A 16,384-nucleotide genomic window follows, 5' to 3' on the forward strand; every position below is an offset into this window, starting at 1 on the left:
CACTCTCCTCGGGTGCTGTTGCGGTCGCCGGCGTCGCAGAAGTCGTTCGCCGGCCGTATCACCGCTCCGGCTCCCGCTGGGTGCTACCGGGGTGCGTCCTCGTGCGACAGTTCCAGGTCGTGGTCGGTGACGCCGCTCGGGTCCACGCGCAGTGACGCGGCGACCGGCGCGTAGCCGCTGGCGATGACCGTGTACTCGCCGCCGGCCAGGTCGGTGAACCGGTAGGCGCCGTCAGGGCCGGTGACCGCTGTGCCGACCACGTTCCCGGCCGCGTCCAGCAGGGTGACCTTGGCGTCGGCGAGCACGTTGCCGGCGGCGGTGCTGACCACGCCGTTGAGCCGGGCGCCGGGTTCGAGGCGGACCTCGTAGGCCTCCGTCGCTCCCGGGGTGACCTCGACCGGGAGGGCGGCAGGGCGGTGTCCGGGCGCGTTCACCGCGAGCGTGTAGCTGCCGGGGGCCAGATCGGCGAGCACGAAGGCGCCGTCGGCCGTCGAGGTGCCGGAGGAGACGACCTCGCCGCGTACGTCGGTGGCCACCAGCAGAGCGCCTGGCAGCGGGTCCCCGTCGACGGCGTCCCGGACGGATCCGGTGAGGGCGGCGGCGCCGCTCAGCGCGAGGTCGCACCCGACTGGCTTCTCGCCGACGAGCACCGTGACGGCCTGCGGCTGCCGCGCGCCGGCGGCGCCGATCAGCACATACGTGCCGGGGCGGGGAACGGCCACCGCATAGCCCCCGTCCTCGCCGCTGACGGCGCGGTCGAGCTGCCGCCCGCCGATGTCGATCAAGGTGATCACGGCCTGCGGCACCGGCGCCCCCGCGCCGTCCAGCACCCGGCCGCGGACGCCGTACGCCGGGGCGCCCTGAGCGGGTCCGCCTCCCTCGGCGGGGGCTCCGGCAACGGACCCGGCCCGGACAACGGACCCGGTGGCGGCTGTCTCGCCGACGGCTGCCTCCACGGCAGCTGACCCCGCGGCGGTGCTCGCGGCCGGCTCCACAGCCGGGCCGGGCTCCACAGCCGGGCCGGGCTCCCCAGCCGGGGCGGGCTCCACAACCGGGGCGGGCTCCGCGGCCGTGCCGCCGCTCTCCTCGGCGGCACGCGCCTCCAGGCCGGACACCTTGCGCAGCGGCACCTCCTTGGTCCACAGCGCGACCAGGAAGCCCAGGATCATCACGGCCGCCGCGATCAGGAACACGAGTTGCATCGAGTCGGTGAAGCCGGCCTTGAACGGCTGGGCCAGGCGCGGGTCGAGCCGCTGGATGAACGAGGAGTCGTTCAGCACCCCCGAGCCGCCCCCGCCGCCCGCCCGGGGGTGCTTGAACATCTCCAGCACCGGTGCGTTCGCCGGGTTTGAACGGACGGCCGGGTCATGGAGTGCGGCTTGGAAGCCGGGCGTTTCGTACGCGGCCCGGAAGGCCGAGCCGATCTTGTCGCCGACGGTGCTGAACAGCACCGAGAGGAAGACCGCGGTACCGGCGGTGCCGCCCATCTGCCGGAAGAAGGTGGCCGACGCGGTCGCCACACCCATGTCCTTGGGCTCTACGGCGTTCTGCACGGCCAGCGTCAGGATCTGCATGCATCCGCTGAGGCCGATGCCGAACAGCGCCATGTACGCCATGGTCTCCGGCAGCGCGGTGTTCCACTGCACCCGGTAGTGGAACAGCAGCATGGCCGCGATGATCAGCGCGGTGCCGATGACCGGGAAGACCTTGTACTTGCCGGTCCGCTGGATGATGCGTCCGACCACGACGGTCCCGGCGATCATCCCGACCATCAACGGCAGCATCAGCAGGCCGGACTTGGTGGGGCTGACGCCCTTCACGATCTGCAGGTACAGCGGAACCATCATCATCCCGCCGAACATGCCCATACCGACGAGCACGGACAGCAGGCTCATCTTGCTGAACACCGGGCTGCGGAACAGCCGCATCGGGATCAGCGCCTCCTCTCCCATGGCCCGCTCGACGAGGACCCACACCACCAGGCCGACCACGCCGACCGCGTAGCAGACACAGGCCTTCGTGGACGTCCAGCCCCAGTCCTGACCCTGCTCGGCCACGAGCAGCAGCGGCACCACGCCGACGGCGATGGTGAGCGCACCCCACCAGTCGATGCGGTGCTCGCGCCGGGTGTGCGGGAGGTTCAGCACCTTGGCGACGACGAACAGGGCGATGATGCCGACCGGCACGTTGACCAGGAACACCCAGCGCCAGCCGGCGATGGCCAGGATGCTGCTGCGGCCCGCCAGGAAACCGCCGATCAGCGGGCCGAGCACGCTGGAGGAGCCGAACACGGCGAGCATGTAGCCCTGGTAGCGGGCCCGCTCGCGGGGCGGCACGATGTCACCGATGATCGCCAGCGCCAGTGACATCAGACCACCCGCGCCGATGCCCTGGAAGGCCCGGAACGCGGCCAGCTCGGTCATCGAGGTGGCGAACGAGCAGGCCGCCGAGCCGGCGATGAAGATGCTGATGGCAGCCAGGAAGAAGGGCTTGCGGCCGTAGAGGTCGGACAGCTTGCCGTATAGCGGCGTGCTGATGGTGGACGTGATCAGATACGCGGTGGTGACCCACGCCTGCGAGCTGAGTCCGTGCAGATCGTCGGCGATCGTGCGGATCGAGGTGCTGACGATGGTCTGGTCGAGCGCCGCGAGGAACATCCCCAGCATCAGGCCGCTGAGGATCGTCATGATCTGGCGGTGCGTCAGTCGGCCGGCCGGTACGGCCGACGGAGCTATCGCGGCGGCTTCCCCGCGGGGCGGGGACGCGGGCGTCGTCATGCGTGCGGATCTCCTTGCCTCGCCCCGCCACCCGGGCACTGCCCGGCCGGGAGGCTACCCGTGTCGATCATCACTCACTATCCGTTGCTTGCGGCTACCAAGTGAGTCTAGATCCCCGTCGGAGGAGGCCGCATCATGCCTGTACGGTCTCAGGTGCCGTCTTCCTGCGGGCGCGGTACGCGGCCGCCTGTTTACGGTGACGCGCGGGAGGAGGGGGTGCGGCGTCTCCCGCTCGGCGGGGTGAGCAGTTCGTCGGTCGCACGCAGGGCTGCCTCGCCCGTGTCGCGGAGGAACGGGGGGCCGTTCCAGGTCGCCCACCTGGCCGACGGTCGCGCTCGGGTCGTTACCGCGCCCGGCGCTCAACTCGCTCTGTCCCGCCGGGATCAGGAATTCCTTCGTGGCCGGCTGTGCGTGCGGTCATGACAGAGTGCCCCGCTCGCAGACCCGGCGGGCGACCTCCCGGAGCTTGATGTTGTTCTCCTGCGAGTAACGGCGCAGCACGTCGAACGCCCGCTCCTCGGTGAGGTGGTGGCTCCCCATGAGGATGCCCATCGCCTCGCCGATCATGTGGCGGGTGGCGACGGCGTGCTCCATCTGGGCGTGTGTGCGGGCGCTGGAGAACGCGACCGCCGCATGCGAGGCCAGCAGCCAGCCGGCCAGTTCACTGGCCTCCGTGAAGGCCCCGGGCCTGCGCGAGTAGACGTTCAGCGCGCCCAGTTCCTCGTCCTCGGTGTACAGCAGGAACCCCATCATGCTGCCCATGCCCAGCTGACGGGCCATGGGGGCGTAGGAGGGCCAGCGCGGCTGCTCCCGGGTGAAGTCGGCGATACGGAACACCCGCTCCTCTGCCTGGTTGCGGACCGCATCGAAGCACGGCCCCTCACCCAACCGCTCCTGCAGCCGGTCACTGTCGACGACGAGCTGCTGGGTGGGCGCGAGCGTCTGCACCTTCGTGCCGTGCAGCACGAGAATGCCGGCCGCGTCGCAGCCCTCGACCAGCTCGGTGGCCGAGCCGGTGATCCGTTCCAGGGTGGTGGCCACCGACTTCTGCGCCAGAAGATCCCGCGCCATCGACGCCATCTGCTGTGCGAACCGAGCCCAGTCCATCGCGTCCTCCGCCTCTCGGTCCGTCTCGGCCAGGCCGTCTCCCAGCATTCCACGCAAGGCTTACCGCGCGTGCGTGAGAGATCCCCGTTCCCCCCGGCCTGTCCAGCCCATATGCCGGCGGAACTGCTCACTGCCCCACCCCGGCGCACTCGCCGGGATGGGACGGCTGCCCGCCGGCGGAGGACCACGGCGGCGGGCCGATCGGCTGGTCGTCGGCCGACGGTGCCGAAACGGAACCGGCGTGGAGGTTACTCGCGGGGGCCGATCTCCCTCCCGTCCGCGTCCCGGACGGTGATGGCCAGCATCGGGCAGATGTCAGCGGCCTCCAGGGCGCGGTCGTCCTCCTCCGCGATGCGCTCGCGCACGGGACGCGCATGGTCGTCGTCAAGGGCGAACAGGTCCGGTGCGGCCCCGGCGCACATCCCGGAGCCGATACAGCGGTCGGAGGCGATGTGCAGCTGCCAGCTCATGGCCGCCTCACCAGCCCACCGGCATGACGCGGGGGCCACGCACCAGCATCTCGGTCTTCCAGGTGACGTCCCCGGCGACGTGCAGCCGGGGGAACCGGGCCACCAGCGCGCCGACGGCCTCCTGCAGTTCCAGGCGGGCCAGGGGGGCGCCGAGGCAGTGGTGGACGCCGTGGCCGAAGCCCAGATGGGCGTTGCCGCTCCGGGAGAGGTCGAGGGTGCCGGCCGCGGTGAAGCGCAGCGCGTCCCGGTTGGCCGCGCCGATGGCGACCAGCACCGGTTCCCCGGCCCGCACCAGGGTGCCACCGACCTCGATGTCCTCCTTGGCGTAGCGGGGCTGCGCTGCGCCGCTGCCCAGCGGCACGAAGCGCAGCAGTTCCTCGATCGCGCCGGTGATGAGCGCGGGCTCGGCACGCAGGCGGGACAGCGCCTGCGGATGGTCGAGGAGGGTGAGCACGAAGTTGGGGACCTGGGTGGCGGTGGTCTCGTGGCCGGCGACGAGGATGCCGACGCACAGGTCGACGAGCTCCAGCTCGGACAGTCTGTCGTCGTGATCGCGCGCCTCGATCAGCGCCGTCATCAGGTCGTCCCGGGGCTGCTCGCGATGGGCGGTGATCAGCTGGGCCATGTACGCGCGCAACTCCTCACGGTTGCGGTCGAACTCCTCGGCGGTGAGCGAGCTCGTGGACAGCGCCGCGTCGCTCCACGTGCGGAACTTCGGGCGGTCCTCCTCCGGTACCCCGAGGAGCCGGCAGATCACCGCGACCGGAATGGGCAGGGCGTAGCGGTCGACCAGGTCGACCGGCGGCCCTGCCGCTTCCATCCCGTCCAGCAGCGAGGACGTCAGTTCCCTGATTCCGGGCCGGAGTTTCTCGACCTGGCGCGCGGTGAAGGCCTTGGCGACCAGCGAGCGCAGCCGGGTGTGGTCGGGCGGATCCATGCTGAGGATCCCGCTGTACCGCCTGGCCTCGGAGGCGCGCGGTTCGTCGTGTTCGAGGCCCAGAGCCCGGCTGAAGCGCTGGTCGCCGAGGACCAGCCGGGCGTCCGCGTAGCGGGTGGCGAGCCACGCCGGCTCCCCGTACGGCAGCTGGATGCGTAACAGCCCCGGCGTGTCACGGGCTCGTTCGTACGCATCGGACAGGGCCAGGTCGTGGCTGGAGTTGAAGGGATAGGCGAGGGGTTCGCGGTCCGTTTCCGTCACTGCTGTCTCCCTTGTGTAAGCACGCGCTTACAACGCTACGAGGCGCTCACCGAGCGGTCAACGACGCTAACCGGCCGTTACCCTGACGGCTCCCGGCAGGCGTGGAGCGGGCTCACGGCGGACGGCAGAAGGAGCAGAGAGTGGACATCAGCGAACACACGCGGCAGCAGGTCCGGCCCGGCGGCGGCTCCGCGAACGAGGGATCCCCACAGCGCCCGCGGGACGCCCGCGGGACCCGCCTGCGCATCCTCCACGCGGCCGGCACGGTCTTCGCCGAGCGCGGATACGAGGCAGCGACCGTCCGTGACATCGCCGGACGTGCCGGGGTGAACCAGGCACTCATATTCCGCTACTTCGGATCCAAACGAGCCCTGCTCACCGAGGTCATGGCCCAGGGCGGCAAGGAGCAGCTGATGAGCACGCCCACGGACCGGCTGTTCGAGACCGCGCTGCGCGGTGTCCTGGCCGAAGGCGGCAAACCCGGTGCGGACCGGCTGCTGGCCGTCTACCTGCGCTCCATCGGCAGCGCCGACGCCGCCCCGGACACCGTGCGCGCGCTGGGGGACGAGTACGCCGCCGCCCTCGCCGCCCTCTCCTCCGCGGACGACAGCAAGCTGCGCGCGCAGCTCGCCATGGCCTGGCTGCTCGGCATCGGCCTGATGCGGGTCGTGGTCGGCCAGGAGCCGCTGGCGAGCGCGGAACCGGACGAGATCTGCGGCCACGTACTCGCGGCACTCGAAGGACTCCTGCACGACGAGAAGACACCCGGGGGCCGAGCAGTGGACCAACTCCCGGACGGGCGCCGCTGATCCGCGCCGGGGTCCGCGGCCGTCCCGGCCGGCCCCAGACCCTGCAGCCGTGTCAGGCTGCTCTGTGCCAGGGTGGTCGCATGGCCGGTGAGGTGGAGTTCGAGCGCGATCTGTACCGGGGAACGGCCGGATACTACGAACGGTTCCGGCTGCCCTACCCCGACGCGATGGTCGCCGACCTCGCACAGCGGGCGGCACCGTCTCGGGCGCCGGGAGTCTCGCAACACCGCCTGGTCCACGGCGTGTTCGGCGCGGGGTCCATGCTGGCGGTCGGTTCGTCCAGCAGCAGCACCGGCGCGTTCTTGTACAGGCCGCGGGCGACGGCGATCTTCGCCCACTGGCCGGCCGACAGTTCCTGGCCGCCGCGGAACCGCTTGGACAGCAGCGCCTCCCACCCGCCGGGCAGGCCGGCGATGACCTGCCCGGCACCGGCGGCCCGCGCGGCATCCAGGGCTCGGTGCGGTTCGGCGTCGGTGAGGGTGCCCCGGGAGATGGTGAGGTTGGCCAGCGCACTGAACGGGACCCCGTAACAGCCGGATCCGGGGCAGATCGTGGACGTATGTTCTATTGAACGGTCGAGGCCAAGGGGGCCCTGCAGGGGGGTGCGTCTGCGTCGCTCGAACAGCTCGGATCACCCTCGAGGTATTGCCGGTGGGCTCTTCGATCGCGGTGTACGGGCATGGCGGCGAGGCGCAGCCCGCACCCCGACCGGGCTCGGCACGTCCATGAGCGGCTGATCCCGAATGGCCGGTGCTGCGGAACGCCAACCGCTATCCGGTCAGTTGCGAGGGGCCGGCCCTCCGGGTCCGGCGCGGCCGACGCCGCCGTGCATCCCCGCCGTGTCGTCCTGAACGGCGTGGACGGCCAGAAAATTTGAAAACGTCACGACGGCCGAAAAACGCCCGCGGCGGGCGCACCAGAGGTTTTGACAGGCCATGCTGTGAAACATTCGGGCGAGATCGCATAACGCACACCGGTTGCGTAACCCCCTTGAAAGGGAAACGAATTGCCCCTGCACGTTCTCACCGCGTCCAGTGATCATTCCCTGATCGCCGAATGGGCCGGTGGAAAAGCCAGGAACCTCCATACCCTGACCAGGTCCGGTTTTCACGTACCGCGCTGGTCCGTCCTCGGTCTGGACGTCTTCGCGGAATTCTGCCGCGGCAGCGGACTGGACGAGCACCTGGCAGGGTTGCTCGCCGACGGCCGGCGGGCGCAGGCCCGCCAGGTCGCCGAGAAGGCCGCGCGCCTGATCGAAGCCGCGCCGCTCGGCCCCCGCGTCACCGAAGCCATCGCCCTGGCCTACCGGCAGGCCGGCGGCGGTGCGGTGGCCGTCCGCTCGTCCGGCGCGGAGGAGGACGGCACACGGCATTCCTTCGCCGGCCAGTTCGACAGCTTCCTCAATGTCCGGGGCTTGGACGACGTCACCGCCCATGTCCGCCGCTGCTGGGCCTCCGGCTTCTCCGAGCGCGCCCTGCGCTACCGCGCCCAGCGGCGGCTGCCGCCCGGCACCGGCGGTGTCGCCGTGATCGTTCAGCGCATGGTGCCGGCCGAGCGCAGCGGCGTGCTGTTCACCGCCGACCCGACGACCGGCCGCACCGACCGCCAGGTGGTCAGCGCCGTCCACGGGCTGGGGGAGGGGCTGGTCTCGGGCGCGGTCGACGCGGACACCGTCGTCCTGGACGCCGCCACCGGCCGGCCCCTCACCACGGTGGTCGGCGACAAGCAGGAGCGCTACGACGCCGGATCCGGACCCGGCTGCCGGGTGTCACCCGTCGCCGCCGAGGACCGCGCCGCACCGGCCCTGGCCGCCGCCGACCTGGCCCTGTTGCACAAGACCGGGCGCCGTGTCACCGCGCACTACGGCGCCCCGCAGGACATCGAGTGGGCCATTGCCGGGGGCACCCTGTGGATCCTGCAGAGCCGCCCGGTCACCACCCCGGGCCCCGCCCCAGAGCCCGGGGGAGAGCTGCGGATCTGGGACAACTCCAACATCATCGAGAGCTTCAGCGGTGTCGTCTCCCCCCTCACCTTCAGCTTCGCCGCCGACACCTACGCCAAGGTGTACGACGGCTACGCCCGCGCCCTGGGCGTGCGCGGCGACCAACTGCGCGAGGTGGGGGAGTGGACCCCGCACCTGCTCGGATACCTCCACGGCCGGGTTTACTACAACCTGCTCCACTGGTACCGCATGGTGCGCCTGGCTCCGCTGTACCCGCTCAACCGGCGCGTATTGGAGAAGTCTCTCGGGGTCGCCGAGAGCATTCCCGACGAGACCGCCGACGCATTGCATCCGTTCACCCCTCGATCCGGGCTGCGCGCCCGGGTGTCGCGCCTCGCCCGCACGATCGTCTTCGCCTGGAGATTCCTCACCATCCGGAAATCCGTGAATGCCTTCCACCGGGATTTCCACCGGGCGTACGCGGTCTTCAACAATGTCGATTACGACACCCTGCCCGGCGACGAGACCTACCGCCGTTTCCGTCGGCTGCAGCGGGAACTCATCGAGAAATGGGGCCCGATGCAGGTCCTGGACGCGACCATCCTGCTCTCCGTGGGACTGCTGGCCCTGCTCACCCGCAGATGGCTGCCGGACGCCCCCGAGTGGTTCACCTGGGCCGCGTCCGCCCCCGGTGGCACCGTGGAATCGGCTGAACCGGTGCGGGCACTGCGCGAGCTGGCCGCCCGGGCACACGCCGACCCCGAGATCCCGCACCTGCTGGAGCACACCCCCGACTCCGAAGCCCACCGGGCGCTGCACGAGGCCGGCCACACCCGGTTCCTGGCCGCCGTCGACGCCTACATCGCCGACTACGGCTGTCGCAGCCCCGACGAACTCAAGCTGGAGGTCCCGGACCTGCACGAGGACCCGGCAGGACTGTTCCGGCTGCTGCGCGACGCGTTGCAGGACACCGCGAAGGGCGGCGCCCCGGACCGGGGCGGTGAGGCCGACGCCTACCTCGACGAGCACCTGCGCGGCCCGCGCCGCCTGCTGTACGAGCGGGTGCGGGGCAAGGCCCGGGCGGCGCTCGCCGACCGGGAACGGCTCAGGTTCTGCCGTACCCGGGCCTTCGGCACGGCCAAGCGCATGCTGCGCGCCCTGGGCCGCGACCTGGCGCGCACCGATGCCGTCGATGCCTGGGACGACGTGTTCATGCTGCGTCTGGAGGAGATCGAAGGGGCCTACGAGGGCATGATCGTGCACACCGAACTGCGCGAGCTGGCCGCGCTGCGCCGCAGGCAGCTCGCCGCCGACACCGCCCTGCACGCACCGTCCCGCTTCACCACCCATGGCGCGCCGTACTGGTCGGGCAACCTGGAGCGGGCCGGCTGGGCCGGCGGCCCCGCCGCCCGCAGCGGTGCCCGCGAGTTGCGCGGCACCCCCTGCGGCCCCGGCGTCGCCGAAGGGGCCGCCGTCGTCACCGACCACCCGCACGACATCGGGGGCGGCATCCTGGTCACCTACCGGACCGACCCCGGCTGGGTCGCCGCGCTGCCTTCGGCCGCCGCCCTCGTCATCGAACGCGGCAGCCCGCTCACCCATGTCGCCGTCGTCGCACGGGAGCTGGGCATCCCGACCGTGGTCCAGGTCAGGGACGCCACCACCGAGATCCGCACCGGCACCCGGCTGCGCGTCGACGGCGCCGCCGGGACCGTCACCGTACTCACCGACCCGCCCGACGACGCGACCGTCACCGAGGACGGCGCGACCGCCGCCCCGAAGGGCCCCCGAAAGGAGGCACACCTGTGATCCTCACCGAGGACCAGCTGCAGGACCTGCTCGACAAGTCCCTCGCCGAGCTTCCGGGCGGCGTCGACTGGGCCGTGACCCTCGAGGGCTCGATCGCGGAAGGGTTCGGCAACCCCTCCTCCGACATCGACTTCCTGCTCGTCGGCCGCTGCGCGGACGAGCCGCCGACCATGCCGTCACTGCTCTTCGTGGACGGCCGGCGGGTGGAGATCCGCACCCGCTCGGTACGGCAACTCGCCGACCAGTTCCACGCGGTGGAGAAGGCGGCCGAACGGCCCGGCCGGCTCTCCGAGGACCTCCTCAACCGCTGCCAGCGCCTGCTGCACAGCCACCCGCTGCGCGGTCACGCCCTGGTCGAGGAGGTGAAGGCGACGCTGCCCGTCGAACGGTTCCGGCGGATCGCCGCCGACTGGTGGGCGCACCGTGCCCGCCAGTCCCTCAGGCAGGCGATGGCGCTGCTGTGCCTCGGTGAGAGCGACGAGGCGGTCGACTGGACCCGCGCCGGACTCCTCCAGAGCGTCAAGTCCTGGGCGGCCGGCCTGGGCGAGACCTACCTCGAACCCAAGTGGCTGTCCCTGCAACTGGACCGGACCGGCCGTACGGACGTACGCGACCGCTACTGGGAGCTGGAAGCCGTCGCCCCCGCATCCGGCGACACGGATGCCGCCCGCGACCACCTGAGCGCCTGCCTCGCCTTCGCCACGGATCTCGGCCTCACCGGCGTCCCCCGGCGCCCCGAGCGGCTCACCGTCGAACGTGCGGCCGGGGTGACCACCTGGCAGGCCGGCGAACGGGTCCACGTCATCCGCGGCCGGCGTGACGTGTTCGCCCTGGGCGACGACGCCGGTGCCGTCTGGCGCTCCCTCGTCCTGGGCCGGCCGCTGCCCCGCGTGCTGGCCACGGCCGCCGACACCGGTGTCGCCGACCCCGGCCCGCTGCTGGCCGCCTTCCTGCGCTACGGGCTGGTCCGCCTCGCGTGGAAGGGCGGCGGCACCGTCACCCCCTCGCTGCCGCTCGCCGCCCCGCCCGGTCCCGTCACCCCGCCGCCCTCCACCGCACAGCCGCTGCTGACGGTGTACGGCGCCGCCGTCCGCGGGCCCCGCGGCGTCGACCTGATGCCGCTGCCCGCCGACCGGTTCGCCGCCGCGGCCATGGCGCTGGTGTGGTCCAACGTGGTCGTCGAGAACGCCGTCGAGGATCTGACCGGTGCCCTGCGACGCAGCCAGTGGCGGGTCGCCGCACTCACCGCCCGCCGCGCCGTGCACGCCGCGCTGCGCGGCCTGTTCAGCGCCCACGGCGTCCATCCGCTGCCCGCCGACCCCGACCTCGTACGCCGCCTGGAGCTGCTGCCACCGCCCATCCGGCCGATCGGGGAACGAGCCGGTGAACTGCTGCGGCTCGGCGTCGACTCGGCGGAACACGGCGACCGCCTGCACGCGGAGGTGCGCGCCTTCATCGCCCAGGTCCGCGGTGCCGTGGGCGCCGGCTCCTTCCCGCTGTCCTTCGACTCCGCGGACACCTGGCGGGCCACCCTCCAGCTCGGCTACGACTGGTTGCGCATCGGCGCCCACCTCGACGCGGAACTGCCCATCGAAGAGGCCCGCGACCTGCTGGCCGGCCACGGCACCCGGCCCCGCCCGGCCCTGCCGGGGCGCCAGGACCCGTGAGAGTCCCCCGTCCGACCTTCCGTCCTGAGGAGCCACCGATGTCCGACCCGATGACGGTGCTGGTGACCGGCGCCGGCGGTTTCGTGGGCGCGGAGGTGACCGCCCGGCTCACCGCCGAGGGCCACACCGTGCTGGCACTGCTGCACCACACCCCCGACATCGTCCGCAACAACGGCAGAAAACTCACCCCCGGCCCGGGCACCCTGACCCGGATCACCGGCGACATCACCCGCCCCGGCCTGGGGATGACCTGCGACGACCGGCGGCTCGCCGCCATCGCCGACCGGATCGTGCACTGCGCCGCCGTCACCGACTTCGGGCTGCCGGACGAACGCTACGACCGCATCAACGTCGTCGGCACCCGGCACGTCCTGGACCTCGCCCTCGCCGTCCGCACCCCGCTGGTGCACCTGAGCACCGCCTATGTGTGCGGGGAACGCGACGGAACGGCCCGCGAGGACGAACTCGACGTCGGCCAGCACCCCGGCAACGGCTACGAGAAGAGCAAACTCACCGCCGAGACCATGGTCCGCACAGCCGCGGCGGACGGCCTGCCGGTGTCCGTGGTGCGCCCGAGCATCGTCACCGGCGCCACCCGCAGCGGCCGCGTCCGCGACTTCAGGACCATCTACCCCGTGCTCCGGATCCTCACCCAGGGCCTGGTACGGACCGTGCCCGGTCACTACGACGCCGTCCTCGACCTGGTCCCGGTCGACCGCGTCGCCGCCCTGGTCACCGAGGCCGCCACCCGCGCGAAGGACGCCGAGGGCCGCACCCTGCACGCCGTCGGCCACGAGCTGTCCCTGCGGGACTTCTCCGACGTGCTCGCCGAATACCCCTGTTTCCAGGTGCCGCGCTTCGTCCCGCCGTCCGCGTTCTGCGCCGGGTCCCTGTCGGACCGCGAACGCGTCTACTACGACCGCGTCATCTCCCTGTACGACACCTACTTCCGGCGGCGCGTCCACTTCGACGACTCCCAGGCCGCGGCCTTCAGCGGCCGTCCGGCGCGCACGGGGGCACGGCCGTACCTGCGCCGCCTCCTCGACCACTGCCTCGCGACCGGCTATCTCGGCCCGGCCCCGCGCCGGGCGCCGGCCGCCGCAGTCCGACCCGACGGGAGCACCCACCCATGACGCCCGCCCACCCCGCCCGGACCGCGCACGGCATACCCGTGTCCCCGCTGCTGACCTGCCACCCCGCCAAACAGCGGCTGTACGGCGCGGACACCTACTTCCAGGAGAGCCACGACCAGCTCGCCGCCCTCACCGACGACGTCACCGGATTCGCCCACCGGCACGCCGCGCTGCTGCTGAAGCCGGACGCCGTGGTGGCCCGCAGGCTGGAGGCGGCCGTGGACTGGGTGACCGGGCGGGGCTTCAGGATCGTCGGAGCGGCGGTCACCCGGCTGACCCGCACCATGATCCGCGCCCTGTGGTACTTCCAGTGGAACCTCGCCACCCCCTACCGCAGAAGGCTCGCCGCCCTGTTCCTGGAGGACGCCGACGCCCTGGTGCTGCTCGTCCGCCCCGACCACGACCTGGACGTCCCCGCGTCGGTCGAACTCACCCGGCTCAAGGGGCCCACGGACCCCGACGCCCGCCGGCCGGGCCAGCTGCGGCACCTCCTCGGCCGCCACAGCTACCTGCTGAACCTGGTGCACACCCCCGACGAGCCCGCCGACGTGCTGCGCGAGCTGGCCGTCCACTTTGACGACACCGCACGCGACCGCCTCTTCCGCTCCGCCCTCGCCGACGAGGACCGCACCGCGGACGCCCTGCGGCTGACCGGCCGGCTGTACGCGGCCACCAAGCCCCGGGACCTCGACTTCGCCCCCGCCCTCGAAAGGCTGCGCGACACCGTGTCCCGGCACTCCGCCACCGATCCGGCGGCGGCCCCGCGCCTGCTGCTGGAGACCGCGTGGGAGCACGGCATCGGCCTCGACCCGTGGGACACCGTCATCGTCGGCTCCAAGGTGCTCCCCATGCGGCAGCCGGGCCGCGTTCCCGTGCTGGACGGGGCCGACGCCGGGACCTGGCGCCGCCACCTGTACACCCTGAAGTGAGGAGCCGTCCATGCGGTTCACCCGGACACTCGCCAAGGAACTGGTGCACCGTGCGGCGGTCGCCGAGGTCTTCCTGACCGACGCCGAGCGCCACGGCGAGGACGAGCTGCTGCTGGCCGCGCAGCTTCCCCGCCGCCACGCCTACTACCACGACACCCTCGGCCCCCGTGCCCGCCACGATCCACTGCTGCTGCTCGAAGCGTGCAGGCAGGGCATCTTCGTGGTGGCCCACCGCTACCTCGACGTCCCCCTCGGCCACAAGTTCCTGCTGCGCGCGGTCGAGTTCGAGGTGCCCGACCCGTCGGCCCTCACCTGCGGTGGCCTTCCCACCGAAGCCGTCATCGCCGTCCGGATCGAGCACCGGTTCCGTACCCGGGCCGCGGTGACGGGACTGCGGTTGCGCTTCACCTGCACCATCGGCACCCAGGAGGCCCTGCTGGCCCGCATCGACTACTCCTGGATGCCCCCCGAGGACTGGACGCGCCTGCGGGCCCGTCAACGGGGCGCACTCGGCCTGCCGGACGTGCCCGTCGCCCTGCCCGGCCCACGCGTCGATCCCGCCCTCGTCGGGCGGCGTGACCCGGCCAACGCGGCCATCTCCCCACCGTGCACCGCAGGCGACGGCACCCGCACAGCCCACCTGATCGTCGACACCACGCATCCGGCCCTGTACGACCACTGGGTCGACCACGTGCCCGGCATGCTGGAGCTGGAGGCCTTGCGCCAGCTGGCCCTGACCGCGGCCGTCGCCGCCGGCGCCGTCCGCACACCCACGGCGCTGCCGGTGGGCCTGACCGCGCGGTTCCGCTGTTTCGCCGAGATGGACCTGCCGCTCCGGTGCCGGACCGCTCCGGTGCTGCCCGGCGCCGACATCGAGTGCACCCTGCGTCAGCCCGGCGCCGTCGCCGCCGAGGCCCGGATCCGGCTGGCCGATCCGCACCGATCCGGCGGCGCGGGAGTCCTCGCGGGCCGGGCAGCCCCCGGAGCCGTATGACGTCCTTTCCGCCGGCCCCGGCCAGACTGGGCCGTTTCGTGCTGCACAGGTTCCGTCCGCACCTCTACGTCACCTACGGGCTGCTGTGGGTTCTGGCCCTGGAGGGTACGGCGGTCGCGGCCACCGGCACGGCCTGGCGGCCCTCCGGCGCCACCTGGGTGCGGGTAGCGAGCGTCGTACTGGCGCTGCTGTTCCTGCGGATGCTGGACGAGCAGAAGGACCTCGCCCACGACCGCGTGCACCACCCGGACCGGCCGCTCGTCACCGGCGCGATCACCGCGGCCGAACTGCGCGGCGCGATGACGGTGATCACCGTCGGGGCGACGGCCCTGAACGCCGCCCTCTCGGCCACGGCCGCCCTGCTGCTCCTCGCGGCCCTCGGGTACGGGCTGCTCCTCGCCGTGCTGGAACGGCTGTCATCCGCGGTCCGCGACCGGCAGCTGCTCGGCCTGGCGGTCACCTACCCGGTACAGGCGCTGCTCGGCGCCTATGTCTACGGCTCGCTCGTCGCCGCCGGGACCGTCACCGCCGACTGGCGCGGCGCCGCGCTGCTCGCCCTGAGCGCCTGCGTGTTCCTGCACTTCGAGTTCGCCCGCAAGACGGCCTGGGAGACGCCGCCCGGTGCCCGTCTGTACGCGGCGGATCTCGGGCCGCGTCGCTGCGCGGCGGTGACCGCGGGGCTCGCGGCCGGTGCGGTCGGCTGCCAGGTGCTGCTGTGCGCGCCGGACGGCCCGCTCGGGCTGCTGCCCTGCCTCGCGGCGGCCCTGCCCGCCTGGGGCACGCGGCGGTTCCTGTCCGCGCGGCACGGAGGCTGGCCGATGCCGGCCGCGACCGGCTTCGTCGTGGCCACGTACCTCGCGCTGACCATGCGGGCGGTGCTATACCCGTGACCGATGAACTCGCGCTCTCCTGCGAGGAGTTGCTGACCACCACGCGGTGCGTGCGGCGCGGTCTGGACCTGGACCGGCCGGTGGATCCGGAACGCGTCAAGGACTGCCTGCGCATCGCCCTGCAGGCGCCCAACGGCAACAACCGGCAGAACTGGCGCTGGATCCTGCTCACCGACCCGCGGCTGCGCGCGCGGGTGGCCGAGGTGTACCGGGCCGCCTTCTACGACCGCAACGCCGCCGGACTGGAGCGGCCGGCGCAGCTGCCCCGAGCCACGCGCTCCGTGCTCACCGCCGCACGGTTGCTGGCCGACCGGCTCCATCGGGTCCCCGTCCTGGTCATCCCGTGTCTCGAACTGGCCGACGGACGGCTGCCCCCGGGCAACCAGGCCGGTCTGTGGGCGTCGTTGCTGCCCGCCGCCTGGAGCTATGCGCTGGCCGCCCGCAGCCGTGGTCTGGTCACCGCCTGGACGACGGTCCATCTGGACCGCGAGCAGGAGATCGCCGGCCTGCTGGGCCTGCCTCCCACCGTCCGGCAGGGCGCGCTGCTGCCGACGGCGTACCCGCTGCGCGCCACCTTCCGGCCGGGGCCGCGACTGCCGCTGGAGCAGGTCCTGCACCACGACGGCTGGCAGGGCACCTGACCGGCGTGCAGCCGTGAA

At 72.5% G+C, this 16,384-nt stretch carries 13 protein-coding genes; 8 read left to right on the forward strand and 5 right to left on the reverse strand.

Annotated elements, in window-relative coordinates:
* Window positions 1–83: 83 nt before the first annotated feature.
* The 4 genes from ACZ7GZ_RS24120 to ACZ7GZ_RS24135 form a co-directional block, all read right to left on the reverse strand.
* Complete coding sequence (locus tag ACZ7GZ_RS24120; RefSeq protein ID WP_471027277.1) at window positions 84–2,777, reverse strand: MFS transporter; 2,694 nt, start codon at window positions 2,775–2,777, stop codon at window positions 84–86.
* A 417-nt stretch (window positions 2,778–3,194) separates the two neighbouring features.
* On the reverse strand, window positions 3,195–3,884 hold the full coding sequence (locus tag ACZ7GZ_RS24125; protein WP_471027349.1) for a GAF and ANTAR domain-containing protein: 690 nt from the start codon (window positions 3,882–3,884) through the stop codon (window positions 3,195–3,197).
* A 248-nt stretch (window positions 3,885–4,132) separates the two neighbouring features.
* A complete protein-coding gene (locus ACZ7GZ_RS24130; protein ID WP_471027278.1) occupies window positions 4,133–4,354 on the reverse strand; it encodes a ferredoxin in 222 nt (73 codons plus the stop codon).
* A gap of 7 nt (window positions 4,355–4,361) precedes the next feature.
* Window positions 4,362–5,552: a cytochrome P450 gene (locus ACZ7GZ_RS24135; protein ID WP_471027280.1), complete on the reverse strand. Its 1,191-nt coding sequence runs from the start codon at window positions 5,550–5,552 to the stop codon at window positions 4,362–4,364.
* A 140-nt stretch (window positions 5,553–5,692) separates the two neighbouring features.
* On the opposite strand from ACZ7GZ_RS24135, the gene ACZ7GZ_RS24140 reads away from it, so the two are divergent.
* On the forward strand, window positions 5,693–6,361 hold the full coding sequence (locus tag ACZ7GZ_RS24140) for a TetR/AcrR family transcriptional regulator (protein WP_471027281.1): 669 nt from the start codon (window positions 5,693–5,695) through the stop codon (window positions 6,359–6,361).
* Window positions 6,362–6,515: 154 nt separating this feature from the next.
* Here the strand turns inward: ACZ7GZ_RS24140 and ACZ7GZ_RS24145 are convergent, their stop codons facing one another.
* A complete protein-coding gene (locus ACZ7GZ_RS24145; protein ID WP_471027350.1) occupies window positions 6,516–6,986 on the reverse strand; it encodes an ATP-binding cassette domain-containing protein in 471 nt (156 codons plus the stop codon).
* Between the two features lie 381 nt (window positions 6,987–7,367).
* On the opposite strand from ACZ7GZ_RS24145, the gene ACZ7GZ_RS24150 reads away from it, so the two are divergent.
* From ACZ7GZ_RS24150 to ACZ7GZ_RS24180, 7 genes are read left to right on the forward strand one after another with little or no spacing between them, the layout of a single operon-like run.
* Window positions 7,368–10,112: a phosphoenolpyruvate synthase gene (locus ACZ7GZ_RS24150; protein WP_471027282.1), complete on the forward strand. Its 2,745-nt coding sequence runs from the start codon at window positions 7,368–7,370 to the stop codon at window positions 10,110–10,112.
* The gene (locus ACZ7GZ_RS24155) at window positions 10,109–11,779 is read left to right on the forward strand and encodes a nucleotidyltransferase family protein (protein WP_471027284.1); all 1,671 of its coding nucleotides are present in this window, start codon (window positions 10,109–10,111) and stop codon (window positions 11,777–11,779) included. Before ACZ7GZ_RS24150 ends, ACZ7GZ_RS24155 begins: the two co-directional genes overlap by 4 nt.
* Before the next feature lie 38 nt (window positions 11,780–11,817).
* Complete coding sequence (locus tag ACZ7GZ_RS24160; RefSeq protein WP_471027286.1) at window positions 11,818–12,912, forward strand: SDR family oxidoreductase; 1,095 nt, start codon at window positions 11,818–11,820, stop codon at window positions 12,910–12,912.
* On the forward strand, window positions 12,909–13,841 hold the full coding sequence (locus ACZ7GZ_RS24165; RefSeq protein ID WP_471027287.1) for a nucleoside-diphosphate kinase: 933 nt from the start codon (window positions 12,909–12,911) through the stop codon (window positions 13,839–13,841). The genes ACZ7GZ_RS24160 and ACZ7GZ_RS24165 overlap by 4 nt, the downstream gene beginning before the upstream one ends.
* 10 nt (window positions 13,842–13,851) lie before the next feature.
* Window positions 13,852–14,835, forward strand: a complete 984-nt coding sequence (locus ACZ7GZ_RS24170) for a ScbA/BarX family gamma-butyrolactone biosynthesis protein (RefSeq protein ID WP_471027289.1) — start codon at window positions 13,852–13,854, stop codon at window positions 14,833–14,835.
* Window positions 14,832–15,725, forward strand: coding sequence for a hypothetical protein (locus tag ACZ7GZ_RS24175; RefSeq protein ID WP_471027291.1), 894 nt, complete (start codon window positions 14,832–14,834; stop codon window positions 15,723–15,725). Before ACZ7GZ_RS24170 ends, ACZ7GZ_RS24175 begins: the two co-directional genes overlap by 4 nt.
* A complete protein-coding gene (locus tag ACZ7GZ_RS24180; protein WP_471027292.1) occupies window positions 15,722–16,366 on the forward strand; it encodes a nitroreductase family protein in 645 nt (214 codons plus the stop codon). Before ACZ7GZ_RS24175 ends, ACZ7GZ_RS24180 begins: the two co-directional genes overlap by 4 nt.
* Window positions 16,367–16,384: the final 18 nt, after the last annotated feature.

It is taken from the genome of Streptomyces sp. NPDC037288, from assembly GCF_055603265.1.